This is a genomic window from Arthrobacter sp. Y3221087, from assembly GCF_059089905.1.
Genome location: NZ_JBNHFE010000001.1, coordinates 150,054 through 166,632, shown reverse-complemented (window position 1 = coordinate 166,632; position 16,579 = coordinate 150,054). Strand labels below are relative to the sequence as shown.

The 16,579-nt window shown below is 69.1% G+C and carries 18 protein-coding genes, 1 pseudogene and 1 riboswitch; of the genes and pseudogenes, 12 read left to right on the top strand and 7 right to left on the bottom strand.

The window, feature by feature from the left end:
• The first annotated feature begins 57 nt into the window (after window positions 1-57).
• Both AC5RUO_RS00735 and AC5RUO_RS00730 read left to right on the top strand, forming a co-directional pair.
• Entirely contained in the window at window positions 58-927 is an 870-nt protein-coding gene (locus AC5RUO_RS00735; protein ID WP_494009696.1) for a DUF4031 domain-containing protein, read from the top strand.
• On the top strand, window positions 924-1,751 hold the full coding sequence (locus tag AC5RUO_RS00730) for a 2-phosphosulfolactate phosphatase (protein WP_494009697.1): 828 nt from the start codon (window positions 924-926) through the stop codon (window positions 1,749-1,751). Before AC5RUO_RS00735 ends, AC5RUO_RS00730 begins: the two co-directional genes overlap by 4 nt.
• 15 nt (window positions 1,752-1,766) lie before the next feature.
• Here the strand turns inward: AC5RUO_RS00730 and AC5RUO_RS00725 are convergent, their stop codons facing one another.
• Window positions 1,767-2,168 carry a YccF domain-containing protein gene (locus AC5RUO_RS00725; RefSeq protein WP_494009698.1) on the bottom strand — a complete coding sequence of 134 codons (402 nt, stop codon included), beginning with the start codon at window positions 2,166-2,168 and terminating at the stop codon, window positions 1,767-1,769.
• Window positions 2,169-2,274: 106 nt separating this feature from the next.
• Window positions 2,275-2,886 (bottom strand): phosphoribosylanthranilate isomerase, encoded by a 612-nt coding sequence (locus AC5RUO_RS00720; protein ID WP_494009699.1) that lies wholly within the window; start codon window positions 2,884-2,886, stop codon window positions 2,275-2,277.
• A 108-nt stretch (window positions 2,887-2,994) separates the two neighbouring features.
• Between AC5RUO_RS00720 and AC5RUO_RS00715 the strand changes: the two genes are divergently transcribed.
• From AC5RUO_RS00715 to AC5RUO_RS00685, 7 genes and pseudogenes are all read left to right on the top strand, one after another.
• A complete protein-coding gene (locus AC5RUO_RS00715) occupies window positions 2,995-3,576 on the top strand; it encodes a HutD/Ves family protein (RefSeq protein WP_494102513.1) in 582 nt (193 codons plus the stop codon).
• 99 nt (window positions 3,577-3,675) lie between these two features.
• Window positions 3,676-4,206, top strand: coding sequence for a ferritin (locus tag AC5RUO_RS00710; RefSeq protein WP_494009701.1), 531 nt, complete (start codon window positions 3,676-3,678; stop codon window positions 4,204-4,206).
• 68 nt (window positions 4,207-4,274) lie between these two features.
• Window positions 4,275-4,340: riboswitch (guanidine-III (ykkC-III) riboswitch) on the top strand.
• A gap of 9 nt (window positions 4,341-4,349) precedes the next feature.
• Window positions 4,350-4,673: a DMT family transporter gene (locus tag AC5RUO_RS00705; protein WP_494102512.1), complete on the top strand. Its 324-nt coding sequence runs from the start codon at window positions 4,350-4,352 to the stop codon at window positions 4,671-4,673.
• Window positions 4,673-5,050: a DMT family transporter gene (locus tag AC5RUO_RS00700; RefSeq protein WP_494009910.1), complete on the top strand. Its 378-nt coding sequence runs from the start codon at window positions 4,673-4,675 to the stop codon at window positions 5,048-5,050. The genes AC5RUO_RS00705 and AC5RUO_RS00700 overlap by 1 nt, the downstream gene beginning before the upstream one ends.
• A 29-nt stretch (window positions 5,051-5,079) precedes the next feature.
• Window positions 5,080-5,706 carry a nucleoside/nucleotide kinase family protein gene (locus AC5RUO_RS00695; RefSeq protein WP_494009702.1) on the top strand — a complete coding sequence of 209 codons (627 nt, stop codon included), beginning with the start codon at window positions 5,080-5,082 and terminating at the stop codon, window positions 5,704-5,706.
• Between the two features lie 30 nt (window positions 5,707-5,736).
• Window positions 5,737-6,545, top strand: a pseudogene (locus tag AC5RUO_RS00690) (aldo/keto reductase).
• Window positions 6,546-6,582: 37 nt separating this feature from the next.
• Complete coding sequence (locus tag AC5RUO_RS00685; RefSeq protein ID WP_494009703.1) at window positions 6,583-7,233, top strand: MBL fold metallo-hydrolase; 651 nt, start codon at window positions 6,583-6,585, stop codon at window positions 7,231-7,233.
• On the opposite strand, the gene AC5RUO_RS00680 is transcribed toward AC5RUO_RS00685, so the two are convergent.
• Entirely contained in the window at window positions 7,234-9,120 is a 1,887-nt protein-coding gene (locus AC5RUO_RS00680; protein ID WP_494009704.1) for a DEAD/DEAH box helicase, read from the bottom strand.
• Window positions 9,121-9,436: 316 nt separating this feature from the next.
• On the opposite strand from AC5RUO_RS00680, the gene AC5RUO_RS00675 reads away from it, so the two are divergent.
• On the top strand, window positions 9,437-10,186 hold the full coding sequence (locus AC5RUO_RS00675; RefSeq protein ID WP_494009705.1) for a class I SAM-dependent methyltransferase: 750 nt from the start codon (window positions 9,437-9,439) through the stop codon (window positions 10,184-10,186).
• 68 nt (window positions 10,187-10,254) lie between these two features.
• Here the strand turns inward: AC5RUO_RS00675 and AC5RUO_RS00670 are convergent, their stop codons facing one another.
• Together AC5RUO_RS00670 and AC5RUO_RS00665 are read right to left on the bottom strand one after the other, a co-directional pair.
• On the bottom strand, window positions 10,255-11,640 hold the full coding sequence (locus AC5RUO_RS00670) for an MFS transporter (protein ID WP_494102511.1): 1,386 nt from the start codon (window positions 11,638-11,640) through the stop codon (window positions 10,255-10,257).
• Between the two features lie 9 nt (window positions 11,641-11,649).
• Window positions 11,650-12,966 (bottom strand): MFS transporter, encoded by a 1,317-nt coding sequence (locus tag AC5RUO_RS00665; RefSeq protein ID WP_494102510.1) that lies wholly within the window; start codon window positions 12,964-12,966, stop codon window positions 11,650-11,652.
• A 134-nt stretch (window positions 12,967-13,100) separates the two neighbouring features.
• Between AC5RUO_RS00665 and AC5RUO_RS00660 the strand changes: the two genes are divergently transcribed.
• The gene (locus AC5RUO_RS00660; protein WP_494009707.1) at window positions 13,101-13,523 is read left to right on the top strand and encodes a hypothetical protein; all 423 of its coding nucleotides are present in this window, start codon (window positions 13,101-13,103) and stop codon (window positions 13,521-13,523) included.
• Between the two features lie 78 nt (window positions 13,524-13,601).
• A complete protein-coding gene (trmB, locus tag AC5RUO_RS00655; RefSeq protein WP_494053566.1) occupies window positions 13,602-14,525 on the top strand; it encodes a tRNA (guanosine(46)-N7)-methyltransferase TrmB in 924 nt (307 codons plus the stop codon).
• A 33-nt stretch (window positions 14,526-14,558) separates the two neighbouring features.
• On the opposite strand, the gene AC5RUO_RS00650 is transcribed toward trmB, so the two are convergent.
• Together AC5RUO_RS00650 and AC5RUO_RS00645 are read right to left on the bottom strand one after the other, a co-directional pair.
• Window positions 14,559-15,002: a hypothetical protein gene (locus tag AC5RUO_RS00650; protein ID WP_494102509.1), complete on the bottom strand. Its 444-nt coding sequence runs from the start codon at window positions 15,000-15,002 to the stop codon at window positions 14,559-14,561.
• 2 nt (window positions 15,003-15,004) lie between these two features.
• Window positions 15,005-16,579 carry a fimbrial protein gene (locus AC5RUO_RS00645; RefSeq protein ID WP_494102508.1) on the bottom strand — a complete coding sequence of 525 codons (1,575 nt, stop codon included), beginning with the start codon at window positions 16,577-16,579 and terminating at the stop codon, window positions 15,005-15,007.

Here is a 16,579-nt window from a genome sequence, read left to right as displayed (position 1 = left end):
GACTGCTCCCCACGGTTTGTCAACGGCAGCCCCGCCCGGCACTACTAGACTTCCTCCATGGCCATCTACATCGACCCGCCGCTATGGCCCGCACACGGCACGCACTTCTCCCACCTGGTCTCGGACACCTCGCTGGCTGAACTCCACGCCTTCGCCGACGCCGCAGGAATCCCTGAGCGGGCATTCGATGGCGACCATTACGACGTTCCCGAACGCCGGTTCGATGAACTGGTGGCGGCCGGCGCCCTCCCCGTCGAGGGCCGGATGCTGGTCCGCAAGCTGATCTCCAGCGGCCTGCGGATCCCGGCCCGGCAGCGGAACAAGTCGCTCAAGATGCCGCTGCAGCTCCGCTGGGATGCCGTCATGCCCAGCCATGACGCCCTGTTCCTTGACCTGCTGGACCGCTGGAGCGAACCGCACCGCCACTACCACGGCTGCACCCACCTGCTCTCGGTGCTCGAATCCCTGGACCTGCTCACCGAACCGGCCGACCCGCCCCGCACCGTCCTCCTGGCCGCCTGGTTCCACGACGCCGTGTACCAGGGGATTCCCCTGCAGGATGAGGAGGAATCCGCCCGGCTCGCGGAGGACCGCCTCCGCGACGCGGGCCTGCCGCCCGACGAGGTGGCACAGGTGGCGCGCCTGGTCCGGCTCACTGGCGATCACCGCCCCGAAGCAGGGGACGACGACGGCGCCCTCCTGTGTGATGCCGACCTGTCAGTCCTCGGCGGGGACCCGGACGAATACGCCCGCTATTTGGCAGCCGTCCGGAAGGACTACGCCCACGTGGGCGACGCCGACTTCGCGGCGGGGCGGACCGCCGTCGTACGCCGCCTGCTGGAACTGGACCCGCTCTTCCACACCGGCCGGGCGAAGGAGCTGTGGCTGGATGCCGCCCAGCGGAACCTGAAAGGTGAACTGGCATGAACGCCCCGTCTTCGAAGGCCCTCCACGTGCATTCCGCAAACGCAGCGCACCGGCAGCTTCCCTACACGGTACGGATGGAGTGGGGCCTGGACGGCGCCAGGACTGTGGTGCCCGGGGCGGACCTTGCCGTGGTGGTGGACGTCCTGTCCTTCGGCACCTGCGTCAGCGTCGCCCTGGACCGGGGCGCCGAGGTGTTTCCGTACCCCTGGAAGGACACCAGCGCCGAGGATTTCGCGGCCCGCCATCAGGCCCGGCTGGCGGGACCCCGCGACGGCGGCGGGCTCAGCCTGTCCCCCGCCACCCTCCGTGCGGCGGACCGCCTGGGGCGCGTGGTCCTGCCCTCCCCCAATGGATCCGCGCTGTGCCATGCGCTGGCCGGCGAGGTTCCGCTGGTGGCCGCGGTGTGCCTGCGGAATGCGGCGGCGACCGCCGACTGGGTGGCGGCGAACCTTCCGGAGGACGCGGTGATTGCCGTGGTGGCCGCCGGGGAACGCTGGCCGGACGGATCCCTCCGCCCCGCCGTCGAGGACCAGATCGGGGCGGGCGCCTTCATCGCGGGGCTGGCGGCCTCCGGTAAGGGCGGTTACGAGGCGGCGGAGGGGCGGGAGGGCAGGCACGGCTACGCGCCCGAAGCAGAGTTGGCAATGGCCGTCTTTGAGGCCGCGGAGCCGGACCTCCGTGACATGCTGCACGGCTGTTCCAGCGGTCGTGAACTGGCCGGCGCAGGCTACGGCAGGGATGTGGACATCGCCGCCGAACTGGACGACAGCGACGCCGTCGCCATCCTGGTGGACGGTGTGTTCCGGAGCAGCCCGCGCCGCTGACCGTGCCTTGCGGTTTTACCGGTAGGCCGGCACGAACGGCGCGCTGGTGGGCACGATCTGCTTGCCCAGCGGCATCAGGGACACAGGGATGAGCTTCAGGTTGGCGATGGCCAGCGGGATACCGATGATGGTGACCGCCATCGCAAAGGCCGTGACCACATGGCCGATGGCGATCCAGATGCCCGCAACCAGCAGCCAGATCACATTGCCGAGCATCGGGAAGATGCCCGCTCCGCCCGGCTTGTCCACCACGGTGCGGCCGAACGGCCACAGCGTGTAGGCGGCGATCCGGAAGGAGGCGATGCCCCAAGGGATGGTGATGATCAGCAGGCAGCAGATCACGCCGGCCACAAAATATCCCAAGGCGAGCCAGAGGCCGCCGAAAACCAGCCAGATGATGTTGAGCAGCGTCTTCATTCACCTATTTTCCCCCGGCCGGCACCTCACCATGGTGGGGGACGCCCCTGACCGGACCCTGAAATCACCGGTCCCGGAAGCGCCGCTTCCCGGCCCGCCCCGGGCGTCAGACCGTGGCGTCCGACTTCGCGGCGTGTACGAAGGCGCGGATCTTGGCCAGGTCCTTCACCCCGCGGGATGCCTCCACACCGGAGGACACGTCCACGCCCCACGCGTGGGCGGCGGCGGAAGCCTGCGCCACGTTGGCCGGGTTCAGCCCGCCGGCGAGCAGCCACCTGCGTTCCTGCAGCTCAGGCACCTCGGTCATTGCGGCGTAGTCCCAGGTTTCACCGGAGCCGGGCACGGCGGCGTCGATCAGGAGCAGGTCCTCGCCCCAGTCTTCAATCTCCTGCCGCGTGGCGTCCATGGTGACGGCCCTAATGACCTTCATGCCGGCGTCGTGCACAGTGGCGATGTCCTCCCGCGTGCGGGCGCCGTGCAGCTGGACCCATTCCAGCCCCGCGGCGCGGGCGATGGCGAGTGCGTCGGCGACGGGCTCGTGACGGAACACGCCGATGGGGGTGACCCGGTCCGGTACATCGGCCAGAAGCGAGGACACCTGGCCCGGCGAGACAACCCGCGGACTGGCGGTAAGGACGAAACCTACGGCGTCCGCTCCGGATTCAACCGCCTCGCGCACCGATTCAGGGGTACTGAGACCACACACTTTGACGAACATTCCCGGGCTCCTTCAGGCTGTTTTCGTGATGACCCCCCGCAGGAGAGTAGCAGGGAAGGCCGGGACGCGCGACGGCGGGAGGCCCAGCCGGGGAACTAGGCTGGGCTGATGCAGATCATCCGCTTCGCAGACCTCAAAGCCGAACCATGGCGCAACGGCGGCGGCGTGACCCGCCAGCTGGCCAGCCGGCCCGCGGCCGCCGGTGAGGACGGCCAGGGCGGAGGCTGGGACTGGCGGGTGAGCATCGCCGACGTCACCAGGGCCGGCGACTTCTCCCCCTTCCCGGGGATGGAGCGGGTCCTGACCGTGATCGAGGGGGACCTGCTGCTGCTGACCGTTGGAGGCGCCGAGCATCCGGTTGAAAAGTATCGTCCCTTCCGGTTCGACGGCGGGGCCGCAACGTCGGGTGCCCTGCCCACCGGTGACATCCGGAACCTCAATGTCATCACGCGGTCCGGGGCGTACAAGGCCTACACGTCCATCATCGAGCTCTCGAAGAAGCGGTCCAAGCCCCTGTGGGACGGGCAGGTGGGCGTGCTGCTCCAGGGCCAGGCCACCGTGGCGGATGCAACCCATGAACCGGCGGCCCTGGACCGGTACGACGCCGTGATGGGCTCGGACAGCAGCACACCGGAGGTCCTGGGCCGCGGCTTCCTGGCCGTGGTGTCCATCGACCGCATCGAGGACTGATCCGAGCCGCTGCAGAGCCGCCGGAGAGGCCAGCCTCGCCTTGGGAAGACGAGCCTTTCCACACTGGTTACCGTTGGCCGCCGTCCCTAGACTCAGGCTATGACCAGAACAACATTCAACTCGCTCCTGTCCACCCAGATCGCCAACGAGTTCACTGCATCGCAGCAGTACATTGCCGTGGCCACCTGGTTTGCCAACCAGGACCTTCCCCAGCTGGCCAAGTACTTCTACCGCCAGTCCGTGGAGGAACGGAACCACGCCCTGATGATGGTGCAGTACATGCTGGACCGCGACATCCCCTTCACCATCCCGGGCGTCCCGGCCGTCCGCAACGACTTCTCAAAAGTCACGGAGCCGCTGGCCCTGGCCCTGCACCAGGAGAAGGAAGTCACCCGCAACATCGAGGACCTGTTCCGGGCTGCCCGCAGCGAGAACGACGCCCTGGGCGAGCAGTTCATGCTGTGGTTCCTCAAGGAGCAGGTGGAGGAGGTGGCGTCCATGACCACGCTGCTGAACATCGCGGAGCGGGCGGACAACCTCTTCGACATCGAGAACTTCATTGCCCGCGAGACCATTGGCGACGGCGGCCGCGACACCGCCGCCCCCGAGGCTGCCGGCGGCGCCCTCTAGGGCCAGCACGCTGGTGAGGTTGGCCACCAGACGTGGCCAGCCGCCGTCGTGCGTTGCTAGGCTGGAAACCAAGGCTCCGCACCCGAGCCTCCGGACGACGGTTCAGTACCCGGCACGCGACAAGACTGGCCAAAGGATCTGTCATGTCGTGGTTAATCCTTCTTCTCTCCGGCGCCCTCGAGGCCGTCTGGGCGGCCGCCCTGCACCGCACCTTCCAGGCCACCGGCCGCCGCCGGATCGCTCCTGCACTCCTGTTCGTGGTCTCCGTCGCGGCCAGCACCGGCGGCCTGGCCATAGCTATGCAGACCATCCCCACCGGCACCGCCTACGCCGTCTGGGTGGGAGTGGGCGTGGTCCTGACCTCCGCCTACGCGATCATCACCAAGGTGGAACGCCCGACGGCGGCGCGGCTGCTCCTGCTGTCCGGGATCGCCGCGTGCGTGGTGGGCCTGAAGGTGGTGGCGTGATGTTGAAGCGTTCCGTTCCCTGGCTGGTGCTCCTGGCATCCGCCGTCCTCGAAGCTGTCTGGGCAACGGCCCTGGGCCTCTCAGAGGGGTTCAGCAAACCCCTGCCGACGCTGGTCTTCATCGTCACCGCGGTGCTGAGCATGCTCGGCCTGGGCCTTGCCATCCGCAGCATTCCGCTCGGCACCGCCTATGCCGTGTGGGTGGGCATCGGCGCCGCGTTGACGGTGGGCTGGGCGATGGCTACGGGCGTAGAGCCGTTCAGCCTGCTGAAGCTGCTGTTCATCGCGGGCATCGTGGCGTGTGCAGCCGGGTTGAAGCTGCTCCCGGCCCGGAAGCAGGAGCCGGCCGCGGAACCTGCCGGATCGGCCCGCCGCTGATTCAAGCAGGGGCGGTCTAGGCTTTTGCCATGGACTCCCCCGAAGTCAGCCAGGCCCTGGATGCCCTGCGGCGCCGCCTGGTTCCCGGAACGCGCATTATCTTGGGCATCACCGGCGCGCCTGGCTCGGGCAAATCCACCTTCGCCGCCTGGATCCAGCAACAGCTCGGAGAGGGGACGGCCGTGGTGGTCCCCATGGACGGCTTCCACCTGGGCAACGCCATCATCGACGGGACGCCGCTGCGGCAGCGGAAGGGCGCCATCGACACGTTCGACGCCGGCGGGTACCTTGCGCTGCTCCGGCGCCTGGCGCGCCGGGACGAGCCTGTGGTGTACGCCCCGGAGTTCCGGCGCACCCTGGACGAACCGGTGGCCGCCTCCATCGCCGTGCCCGCGGAAGTGCCCCTGGTCATCACGGAGGGGAACTACCTGCTCGCCGAACAGGAGCCGTGGAAAGAGGTCCGGGCACAGCTGGACGAGGTCTGGTTCGTAGACACACCGCAGGACCTGCGGCTGCGCCGACTGGTGGCACGGCATGTCTCGTTCGGGATGGACCAGGCCGCCGCGGAGGCGTGGGCCGCGGGACCGGACGAAAACAACGCCCGGCTGATCCAGGCCACCAGGCCCGCCGCGGACCGCATCATCCCCTGGAACTGAACCATGCGCACACCATCAGGGAGGCCCCAGATGGCACCAGCAGTACAGCTCGGCGACGGACTGTCCGTCAGTCCCCTTGGCTTCGGCGGGATGGCCCTGACCCCCGTCTACGGTGACGTGGACCCGGCGGATGCGCTGCGTACCCTGCACTATGCCGGCCGTGGAGCGGAGCCTGCAGCGGCTGGGCACCGACGTGATCGACCTTTACTACATGCACCGCCGTAACCTCCACGTTCCGATTGTGGAAACCGTGGAAGCCATGGCGGAGCTTGTAGAGCAGGGCAAGATCCGGCACCTGGGCCTGTCTGAAGTGACGGCGCAGGAGCTGGAGGAGGCCTCCGCTGTCCACCCCATTGCGGCGGTCCAGAGTGAGTGGTCTATCTGGAGCCGCGACGTGGAACGCAACGTTGTTCCTGCCGCCGCCGCGCTGGGGGTAGGGTTCGTGCCGTACTCACCGCTGGGCCGGGGATTCCTCACCGGCACGGTGGACGCCGCCAGCCTGGCGGACAACGACTTCCGCCGCAACATCCCCCGCTTTGCCCCCGGACGCCGCGGCCGCGAACCAGGCAGTGGTGGCCGCCGTCCGGGCGGTGGCCGCTGAGCTGGGTGCAACGCCCGCCCAAGTGGCCCTGGCCTGGCTGCTGGCGCAGGGCAGGCGGCTGGGCCTTCCCGTTGTCCCCATCCCGGGCACCCGCAAGCGGGACCGGATCGATGAGAACCTGGGCGCCCTCGCCCTGGAACTTAGCCCCGCCCAACTGGACGCGCTGGACCAGGCCTCGGACGCCGTCGTCGGCTCCCGCTCAGCGGATCCCACCTGGGTGTCGCAGGGCCGGGAATAGCCCGTCCCGCGGACCGCGGGTCCATAGACTGAAGCCCATGGACTCACTTCTTCACGACCTGCCGGCCCTGACCATCCGCCGCATCGCCGTCAGCGAAATGGACAACAACGTGTACCTGCTGACCGCCAAGACGAGCGGTGAACAGGTGCTGATCGACGCGGCCGACGATGCGCCCGCCATCCGGCAGCTGCTGGCAGACGGGGCAGTGGACACCTCCGCCGCAGTAAGCCTCGCGCTGATCGCCACCACCCACCAGCACTGGGACCACGTGCGGGCGCTCCAGCAACTGGTTGAGGAGACCGGCGCGCCCACCGCCGCAGGAGCGGACGACGCCGAGGCGCTGCCTGTTCCGGTGGACCGTCGCCTTGGGCACGGAGACACGGTTGGCGTGGACGGGTTCGAGCTCACGGCTGTCCATCTACGCGGACACACGCCGGGCTCGATCGCCTTTGTGTACCAGGACCCGGAAGGCCCGGTCCACATCTTCTCCGGCGACTCGCTCTTTCCCGGCGGCGTGGGCAACACCCAGAAGGATCCCGAGCGGTTCGACCAGCTGCTGTCCGACGTGACGGAGCGGCTGTTCGGCGCCTACCCGGATGCCGCCGTCGTGCATCCCGGCCATGGCAAGCCGACGACGCTCGGCGCCGAGCGGCCACACCTGGAGGAGTGGCGCGCCCGGGGCTGGTAACTACCGCCCGCGGCGTTCGTTCGACGCCGGAGCCGAAGCACGGCGGGGACCGCTGCGGGCGGGGCGGCCCGTGCCGCCGTTGCCGGCGTAGGAGCCGCCGGACGTTCCGCCGGTGTTGGAGGACCAGACGGCCTTGCTGCCGCCCGTGTTGGACGCACCCGCGCCGGAGCGCTGTCCGCCCGAGCGGCCGGCACCTGCAGCGGCACGCTGGCCCGTGGCCGGGCGTCCGGAGCGCTGCCCGCCGGAAGCGGGACGTCCCGTTCCTCCGCGGGGAGCGTCGCTGCGGGTGATGCGTGAATCCGTGCGGCCTTCCGAGCTGCGTCCGTCGGAACCCCGGCCCGCTCCTGCGCGGCCGCCAGCGGCGGGAACGTCGTTGCGGTGGGTGCTGCCGGTGGTGCCGCGGCCGCGGGCGTTGCGGCGTGCAGCCGCAGCGGCAATGGCGCGGTCCTCGTTCTGCTCACGGACGAAGTCGGCAGCGGCACGTGCCTCGGTGCGGCCTTCGAAGGTCGCGGCGCGGCGCTCTGCGCGGGGAACGTCGGTGCGGGCAGGCTCGGCAGAGACCTTGCCGCGGCCGCCACGTCCGCCGCGGCCTCCCGCGGTGGGGGCAGCCTGGCGGCGGGCGCGCTTACGCTCGGCGTTGGCTCCGGTGGAGGTGCCGCCGCCCTGTTTCTGGGCCTTGGCTGCGAGCAGTGCGGCGCGGGTGCGGGGATCAACCTTGTCGGCCATTTCGCCCACCAGCTCGGCGACGAGGGGCGAGCTGGCCGTGACGCGTTCGAAGTTCACGTCCACGCCTGCGGCCTTCATCAGCTTCTTGACGTCGGTCTGCTGTTCCGGGAGGGTCAGCGTGACCACGGTGCCGTCGGAGCCGGCGCGGGCGGTACGGCCGGAGCGGTGCAGGTAAGCCTTGTGCTCGGTAGGCGGATCAACGTGGATCACCAGTTCGACGTCGTCCACGTGCACGCCGCGGGCAGCGACGTCGGTGGCCACCAGCACGCGCACCTCGCCGGAGGAGAACTCGGCCAGGTTGCGGTCCCGGGCGTTCTGCGACAGGTTGCCGTGCAGGTCCACGGCGGGGATGCCGGCGTCGGTCAGGGTCTTGGCGAGCTTGCGGGCGTGGTGCTTGGTCCGCATGAAGAGGACGCGGCGGCCGGCGCCGGACGCGAGCTCCACGATCAGCTGCTTCTTGACGGTCTGGTCGTTGACCACCAGCACGTGGTGCTCCATGGTGGTCACCGCGGCCTGCGGATCATCCACAGAATGGGTCAGCGGGTTGGACAGGTAGCGCTGGACGATCTTGTCCACGCCGTTGTCCAGGGTGGCGGAGAAGAGCAGGCGCTGGCCCTGGCTGGGGGTCATGTCCATCAGCTTCTTGACCACGGGCAGGAAGCCGAGGTCGGCCATATGGTCGGCCTCGTCCAGGACGGTGATCTCCACTGCTTCGAGCGTGAGGATGCGCTGGCGGATCAGGTCCTCCAGGCGGCCGGGGCAGGCGATGACGATATCGACGCCGGCGCGCAGCGCCTTCTCCTGGCGCGCCTGGGAGATGCCGCCGTAGATCACGGTGGTGTTCAGGCCGGCGGCCTTGGCCAGCGGCTCGATGGTGGCATTGATCTGGGTTGCCAGTTCACGCGTGGGCGCCAGGACCAGCCCCATGGGACGGCCGGGCTTGCGGAAATACGGCGCTTCGCGTTCTGCCAGGCGGGCCACCAGCGGAATGGCGAAGGCAATGGTTTTACCGGAACCGGTGCGGCCGCGGCCCAGGACGTCGCGTCCGGCCAGCGTGTCCGGCAGGGTCTTCACCTGGATGGGGAACGGGGATTCGATTCCCTGCGCGGCAAGGGTATCGGCAAGGGCTTTGGGCGTGCCGAGGGCAGCAAAAGTAGTCAAAGTCAAAGGTCTTTCAGGCGGTATCCGTGCGGATATCGGCCCCCGGCGCCGGTTGGCCCAAGGGTTTCGCCGAAGAAAATTCAGGTGGTCACACCAGCCTGCTGCCGCTTATGCAAAGCGACGGCCGGGACCAAATGGAACGCGTTCATCGACGCAGGATGTGCCTCTCACATGAAAAAAGCCCAGTCCCTAAATGGAGGGAACCCGGGCATCACTGCACATCAAGTTTCACCAGTCTAGCATCCCGCGCGGGTCCGCCCCGCCCGGCCGGCCCCGGGGCGTTGCCTCAGCAGGCGGGGCAGGGCAGTGTTGAGGCATGAGCGAACAGGCGGCACACCACCACGACAGGCACCACGGCGACGCCTCCCCGGGCGGCGGTACTGGTGGCATCGGCAGCGGGATCCGCGGCGACGACGCCGCCTCGATCTGGGACGAGCGCTACCGCACCAAACCCCAGATGTGGAGCGGCAAACCCAACCCGCAGTTGGTGCGGGAAGCCGGCGGGTTGAGGCCGGGCAAGGCGCTGGACCTTGGCTGCGGCGAGGGCGCCGACGCCATCTGGCTCGCGCAGCAGGGCTGGACGGTGACCGCCGTCGACGTGTCCGCCGTCGCGCTGGAACGCGCGCAGTCGCACGAGAAAGCTGCGCTGGCAAGGGAAAGCGTTCACGCGGCCGATGGTGCCATTGCCAGCCGGATCACCTGGCAGCAGGCCGATCTGGAACAGTGGCAGCCCGAGGGGACCTTCGACCTGGTGACCTCGCAGTTCCTCCACTCCCAGGAACTGGCCTGGCAGGGGCCGCTGCGGACGGCCGCTGCGGCTGTGAAACCGGGCGGGACGCTGCTGGTGGTGGGGCATCACCCGGACCGGCTTCCACCGTGGGGCGCCAACCACCACAACCACCGGGACATGTTCTACACCGGCGATGAACTGGTTCACGAACTGGGGCTGGACGGTCCCGGGTGGCAGCTTGAAGTCCTCACCAGCCGGGAACGCCCGGTGACCGGACCGGAAGGCGAGCAGGCCACCATCGCGGACGTCGTCCTGCGGGCAACCCGCCTCCCCTGACGCAGGAAGAATTTTTGTCCAGATATGGCGACTTCAGCGGCCTGCAAGTCGCATATCTGGACAAAAACTCAAGGGATTTTGGTGGTGACCCGCGGCGCAACCAGTGCCGCGGCTGCGGCGATCACGGCGGCAAGGCCGAAGACTCCAGAGAAGGAGGCCGCCGTCGTCGGATATGCCGCGAAGACGATGCCCGTGGTGGCCAGCGCCAACGCCCCGCCCAGCGAGTCCGCGATGGACATGGCGGAGCTGTTGAAGCCCTCGTTGTCTTTGGTGGACAGGGCCAGAGTTATGACGCTGAGCCGGGGATAGAGCAGGCCCATCCCCCCGCCGGCAAAGATCCAGCCGCCGATGGCGACCGCGGCCGGCCAGTGCAGCGCGGTGGGGGCCAGGGCGAGCAGCACCGCGCCCAGGACCATCAGCGCCCCGGCCGTCACGGCGGTGCGGTGGGACAGCCTTGTGCCCAGCCGGCCCTGCACGGCCGCTGCCCCGGCCCAGGCAAGCGCCCCGCCGGTGAGCGTGAGCCCGGCGAAGGTGGGTGAGAATTCGTACTGCTCGATCAGCAGGTACGGCAGGTAGACCTCGGCGCCGAAGAACGCGGCCGAGGCGAGTCCGCGGGCAAGGATGACGCTGGGCAGGCCGCGCCGGGACAGGAGCGTGCCGCGCGGAACCAGCGGGCGGACCGCCAGCAGGGCAAGGACGACGGCGGCAACGGCCAGGAGCGCCGCGGCTGCGGGAAGCCCGGGGATCCGGACCTCCGTGGACAGGTTCAGCGCCAGCACCGCCAGCGCGGCGAGCGCCGCCCACGCCAGTCGGCCCACCGCCCACGGAGCCTTGGCGGCTTCTGCCGGCTGCGGGGCCATTCCCCGCAGAACGGGCGCGATCATCAGCAGCGCCGGGATGACCAGGCCCACCACGCCGAGGAACACCCAGTGCCAGCTGAAGACCTGTGCCACGATCCCGGCGGCAAACGGGCCAACGAGGGACGGGATCACCCACGCCGCGGAGAACGCCGCGAAGATCTTGGGGTGCAGCGCACCGGGATAGATCCGGGCCACCAGCACGTACAGGGCGACGGTGAGGGCGCCGCCGCCCAGGCCCTGGACCAGCCTGCCGGAAACGAGCATGGGCATGGTGGCCGAGGTCCCCGCGATCAGCAGGCCCAGGACAAACAGTCCCACGGAGGCGTACAGGGGTGCGGTGGGGCCGCGCCTGTCCGACCAGTTGCCGGCGGCCACCATGCCGATGACACCCGTGGCCAGCGGACCGGCGAAGGCCAGGGCGTAGAGGCCGGCTCCGTCCAGCTCGCGGCTGACCAGGGGCATGATGGTGGTCACCGCGAGCGATTCGAACGCGGCGAGGAACACCAGTGCACACGTGCCGATGGTGACCCAGAGGTAGGGCCGCTGCAGGATCCCTGCGGCGGGATGGGTGGCTGGAAGGGTGGGTTCGGGCACGGTCACGGCCTAACCGACGAACCTGTTGCGGCCGGCGCGGTAACCGAAGACCGCCGCGAGCAGCCCGACCACCAGGAACAGGAACCCGGCGGCCGCGAAGGACCCGGTTGCCTGGTACAGCTGACCCACCATCAGGGTCCCGGTGGAGCCCAGCCCGTAGCCCACGCCCTGCATCATCCCGGACAGGTGGGCGGCGGTGTGTCCGTCCCGGGTCCGCAGCATGATCATGGTCAGCGCCACGGCCGTGAGGCTGCCCTGCCCCAGCCCCAGCAGGCCCGCCCATACCCACACCAGGTCCAGCGGCCCGAAGATGCAGAGCGCGAATCCGGCGCCGGTCATCAGCGCGACCACCGTATTGATGGCCCGCTGGTCCCGGAACTTCGCGGCGAGCGCCGGCGCGAACAGTGAGCCGAGCATCTGCAGCACGATGCTGACGGACACGATCAGGCCCGCGGTCCCGCCATCCACGCCGCGCTCACGGAGAATGGGCGCCAGCCAGGCGAACACGCTGAAGGACATCATGGCCTGCAGCACCATGAAGAGCGTCACCTGCCAGGCCACGCCGGACCGCCACACGTTGACGCCGTCCTTGACGGCCGTGTGCCGCACCGGCTGCTGCCGGGCGGCCACCGGGAGGAACAGCAGCAGCACGACGGCGGCAGGCAGCGCCCAGAACCACAGGGCCAGGGTCCACTCCCCCGCCGCCACGTAGACCGGGTAGGTGAAGCCGGCCCCCAGCGCCGCGGACGCGCAGATGGCGGTGGTGTACAGCCCGCCCATGAGGCCCAGCCGGTGTGGGAAGTCGCGTTTCACCAGCCCGGGGAGCAGGACGTTGCAGAGGGCGATTGCGGCACCGCAGGCGGCCGTCCCGGCGAGGAGGGCGGGCAGATGCCCTGCGGCTGGCAGATCCGCCGGGCGCACCAGCAGCCCCGCCGTCAGGACGGCCATGGCACCAAGCAGGACGCGCTCGGCGCCGAACCTGCGGGCCAGGACGGGGGCGAGCGGAGCGAACACTCCAAGAAGAGTCACGGGAACGGTTGTTAGGACCACCACCGCCCATCCCGGCAACGCCGCCTGGAAGGTGGCCTCGGGCAGGACCGCGGAAAAGCTGGAGAACAAGGTCCTCAGATTGAGCCCGATAAGGACCAGGCACAGGCCGAGGTAGGCAAGCTGGCACCGGCTTCCCACCCGGGTGGGCTGCGGCGCGGGCAGTTCATCGATCTCGGCGTCCACCAGGGTGCCGGGCTCAGCCCTGGCCGGCGGCGCCGTCCGGGAAGGGATTCCCGGCCGCTGCTTCCTTGCTTCGGAGTTTGTCGCTTCCGTCACCCGCCCATTGTTGCAGGCGCCCGCTGCGGCAGGAGTTGTCCACATGCGGCATCTGCGCCCTTTTGGAGAGCCAGGTAGCCTCCCTACGTTTGAAGGGCACCTGCCGGGCCAGTCATTCACAATCAAGGAGAACCATGGACATGCCACCACAGTCCGAGCGCAGCAGCCCCGGGATGGGCGACACATCCCCGCAGCTTCAGGCCGTGATTCCGGCACCAGCAGGCGGCGACCACATCGCCAAGGCCGTTGCCGGCCTTGTGCTGGCGATCGTGGCCCCTGTGAGCCTCCTGCTCACGGCACCGTTCGCCAGTTTTGCCATGCTCCTGACCTTCCCGTACAGCGGTCCTTCGCAGAATCCGTGGCTGGCTCCCCTGGTGTTCTGGAGCCTGCCCCTGATCTTCGGCATTGCCTCCACCTCGCTGGGTGGCTACGCCCTTCGAAGGTCCGGAATCCGCGCCCGAGGGTCCGGACTGGCGCTGGCAGCGTTGTGTATCAACGGCGCGATCTTCACTGTGGGGCTGATCATGACGCTGCGGTTCGTGTACATGATGCGCTGACGCATCCCTTCCGCAGCCATCTCCGGCCGCCGGGTACCGGGACCCTCCGGCGGTTCCTGCGCCGGTATCCTTGAAGGGATGAGTGAATCCCCGGAAAACCCCCAGCAGCCGCATGTCCCGAGGCCGGTCACGCCCGGGACGCAGGCCTCCTTCGGCACCTATGGCGGCCGGCCGGTCAGCTTCGTCCGCCGCGGCACCCGCCTGCAGGGCCGCCGCCAGGCCGCCTGGGAAGAACACGCGGAACGGTGGGCGGTGGACGTCCCCCGGCACGTGGCCAACACCTCCGTCCACCCGGACTACACGTTCGACGCCGAGGCCGAGTTCGGCCGCAAGGCGCCCCTGATCGTGGAAATCGGCTCCGGCCTGGGTGACGCCATCTGCCATGCCGCGGAGCAGAACCCGGACACGGACTTCCTTGCCGTGGAGGTCTACACCCCCGGCCTGGCCAACACCATCATCAAGATCAACAGCCGCGGGCTGACCAACGTCCGCGTCGTGGAAGCCAACGCTCCCGAGGTCCTCGCCACCATGCTCCCGGCCGGGTCCGTGGACGAACTATGGGTCTTCTTCCCCGACCCCTGGCACAAGTCCCGGCACCACAAGCGCCGCCTCATCCAGCCCGAATTCGCCGCGCTCGCTGCCCGCGCCCTGAAGCCCGGCGGGCTCTGGCGGATCGCCACCGACTGGTCCAACTACGCCATCCATGTCCGCGACGTCCTGGCGGATTCCCGGGACTTCGAAAACCTGCACACCGGCGAGCGCCGGGGACCCGAAAGCCCGCTCACGCAGGTCTGGCAGTCCGGCGTCGAAACCGTGGTGGGAGGGGCACCCGTCCGCGAAGGCCGCGCACCGGTGAGCACCGAGCACACCGGCCCCAACGAGGGCATTGACGAAACCGGCGGCTGGGCACCGCGGTTCGAGGGCAGGATCCGCACCAGTTTCGAGGCCAAAGCCCACGAGGCCGGGCGGCTGATCTTCGATCTCTGCTACCGCCGCCGGTAGCAGTCACGGGCAGCGGCGGACGTGCACACCGGGTCAGCCAACACTGATGCCGGCCACGATCTCCTTCAGCATGCCAAGCCGGGGTTCCACCTCGGGGTCGGCATAAGGCCAGATCACCACGACGCCGATGAACCGTTCGTTTTCCCTGACACCCACAGTGGCGGCTACCTTGCCCGAGCCCGCGTCGCCGTAGCCCACCACCACGGCGTAGGCGGCCTTGCCAGGCAGGTCCAGTTCACCTTCAGCCAACAGGGTCCCGCTGCGCTCTTCAAGGTAGAAGCCGGCCATGAGATGCGCCCACCCATTGGCCTGCGGGGCATCCCGGACGGAGGTCTCGTCCTTGATGACGGTCACCAGGACGCCGCCCGGCAGGCCGTACTGCTGGCTGCCGGGTCCGGCACTGGAGGACTCAAGTACCTGGGTGTGCTCGGGGAAGTCTGCCGTGAACCCCAGCGGGGATTCGATGTGGACGGACATGGTCACAGCCTCTCGAGCCTGGTGTCGTTGGGGACCTTATAGTACGTGGACACGTTCGTGGTGGACTGGTTCTCGGTACTGACTTCCACCTCACCCACCTTCACGTCCAGCCCTGTCTGGCTGGATGCAGTGACAACGTTGTTGACCTGGACGGTGGCTGAGCCTGCCTCGTAGAGCCTGGCGGCGTCCCGGGCTGCGGCGGTCTCATTGCCGAGGGCCACGTTGCGGAGGTAACTGTCGATGATGGGACGGTTCTCCGGAGAGTAGTCGACGTCGATCTTCACCGTGCCCTGGGTCCCCGCGGTTACCGAGGACTCCACCTTCACCGCCTTCACGTCGGTGCCGGCCACCACGCCCTGCGCCACGGTGCCGTCCATGGACACGGATACGGAGGAGATGTTGCTGTCCTCGTCCATGTTGACCTGCAGGCCGCCCTTGCCGGAGGCCTCGAACACCCGGCCGTCGAGGTTCAGCTTGCCCTGGGCCGATACCTCGCCGCTGGCTGTGGCAGTGCCGTCCGTGAGGTTCCGTTCGTAGGCCAGGTCCAGTTTCGCGGAGCCGGCAGCCGCGCCGCTCTCCCCTTCGGCCTCCAGCGAGAGGGTGCCCTTGGCCTTGTCCGTCTGGCCCGTGGATCCGTTGTCGTCGGCGGCATCGTGGATGGTGTCCAGGATGTAGTCCGGCGGGTTGCCGGCCACATCCCTGATCTCGCCCACGCTGTCCGGCGGCAGGTCCCGGTACATCTGCTCGCGGGCGGCCATGGCTTCCTCGACGCTGCCGAACGTATACTCGCGGGACACCTGCCCGTTGAGGGTGACGCCGGCGGTTCCGGTGGTGTCGTTGACGCCCAGGCCCATGTTTCCGTACACCTTCATGGTGGCGGAGCCGTCCGCGTTCTCCACCACTTCGGTCCCCACTTCCGCGCCACCGTGCACCCAGGCCACCCGCGCTTCGATGGAAGCTTTCCCGGTTTCGGAGTAGACAGGAATATCCGCCTTGGCCAGCTCCTGCAGGTGGTCCTTGGCCTGCTCCTGCGCCGACTCGGGGATGCCGCCGTCCATGCGCATGAGGTCCTCGGCGAACGGGCCGTCCGCGCCAACGCCCTCGATCAGGTACTTCCGGTCTGCGGCGGAAAGTCCGGCCCACCACTCCGCCTGGTCCCGGGGGCCGGCATCCAACATGCGTTCCAGGCCTGCCTCCAGTCCCCTCCGGTGTTCCGCAGCCGCGGCCGCCGCAACGGCCTGCTCCTGGAGCCAGTCCCGGGCCTGCCCGGGAAGCATCGCCATCCGGTCCCACAGGCCGGTGCCGCCTCCGGAGGGCGACGAGGCTTTCTCCTGCTCATCGGCGTGCTGCAGCAGGAGCTTCGAGTTTTCACGCAGGCCGGCCACCACCCGTTCCAGCCCCGGGCGGTGGGTGCCGGTCCATTCCCGCCGGAAGCGTTCGCCGTCCGCACCCTTCCACGGCGCAGCCTGGATCTGGCCTTGCAGGACGCCGGCCCGGGTGCTCAGGAGCGATGCGGCCTGCTCGGCCGCCTTGGCCAGCGCCCTCAACTGGCTGACGTCGGCGCCGTAAAAAGTCAT

Bases quoted from the DNA above. Each gene is read 5' to 3' on its own strand.
- AC5RUO_RS00660 (WP_494009707.1), top strand. From the start codon at position 13,101: ATGGACATGCCACCACAGTCCGAGCGCAGCAGCCCCGGGATGGGCGAC.
- AC5RUO_RS00645 (WP_494102508.1), bottom strand. From the start codon at position 16,579: ATGACTTTTTACGGCGCCGACGTCAGCCAGTTGAGGGCGCTGGCCAAG.
- AC5RUO_RS00675 (WP_494009705.1), top strand. From the start codon at position 9,437: ATGAGCGAACAGGCGGCACACCACCACGACAGGCACCACGGCGACGCC.
- trmB (WP_494053566.1), top strand. From the start codon at position 13,602: ATGAGTGAATCCCCGGAAAACCCCCAGCAGCCGCATGTCCCGAGGCCG.
- AC5RUO_RS00735 (WP_494009696.1), top strand. From the start codon at position 58: ATGGCCATCTACATCGACCCGCCGCTATGGCCCGCACACGGCACGCAC.
- AC5RUO_RS00685 (WP_494009703.1), top strand. From the start codon at position 6,583: ATGGACTCACTTCTTCACGACCTGCCGGCCCTGACCATCCGCCGCATC.
- AC5RUO_RS00725 (WP_494009698.1), bottom strand. From the start codon at position 2,168: ATGAAGACGCTGCTCAACATCATCTGGCTGGTTTTCGGCGGCCTCTGG.
- AC5RUO_RS00715 (WP_494102513.1), top strand. From the start codon at position 2,995: ATGCAGATCATCCGCTTCGCAGACCTCAAAGCCGAACCATGGCGCAAC.
- AC5RUO_RS00695 (WP_494009702.1), top strand. From the start codon at position 5,080: ATGGACTCCCCCGAAGTCAGCCAGGCCCTGGATGCCCTGCGGCGCCGC.
- AC5RUO_RS00720 (WP_494009699.1), bottom strand. From the start codon at position 2,886: ATGTTCGTCAAAGTGTGTGGTCTCAGTACCCCTGAATCGGTGCGCGAG.
- AC5RUO_RS00710 (WP_494009701.1), top strand. From the start codon at position 3,676: ATGACCAGAACAACATTCAACTCGCTCCTGTCCACCCAGATCGCCAAC.
- AC5RUO_RS00650 (WP_494102509.1), bottom strand. From the start codon at position 15,002: ATGTCCGTCCACATCGAATCCCCGCTGGGGTTCACGGCAGACTTCCCC.
- AC5RUO_RS00705 (WP_494102512.1), top strand. From the start codon at position 4,350: ATGTCGTGGTTAATCCTTCTTCTCTCCGGCGCCCTCGAGGCCGTCTGG.
- AC5RUO_RS00700 (WP_494009910.1), top strand. From the start codon at position 4,673: ATGTTGAAGCGTTCCGTTCCCTGGCTGGTGCTCCTGGCATCCGCCGTC.
- AC5RUO_RS00730 (WP_494009697.1), top strand. From the start codon at position 924: ATGAACGCCCCGTCTTCGAAGGCCCTCCACGTGCATTCCGCAAACGCA.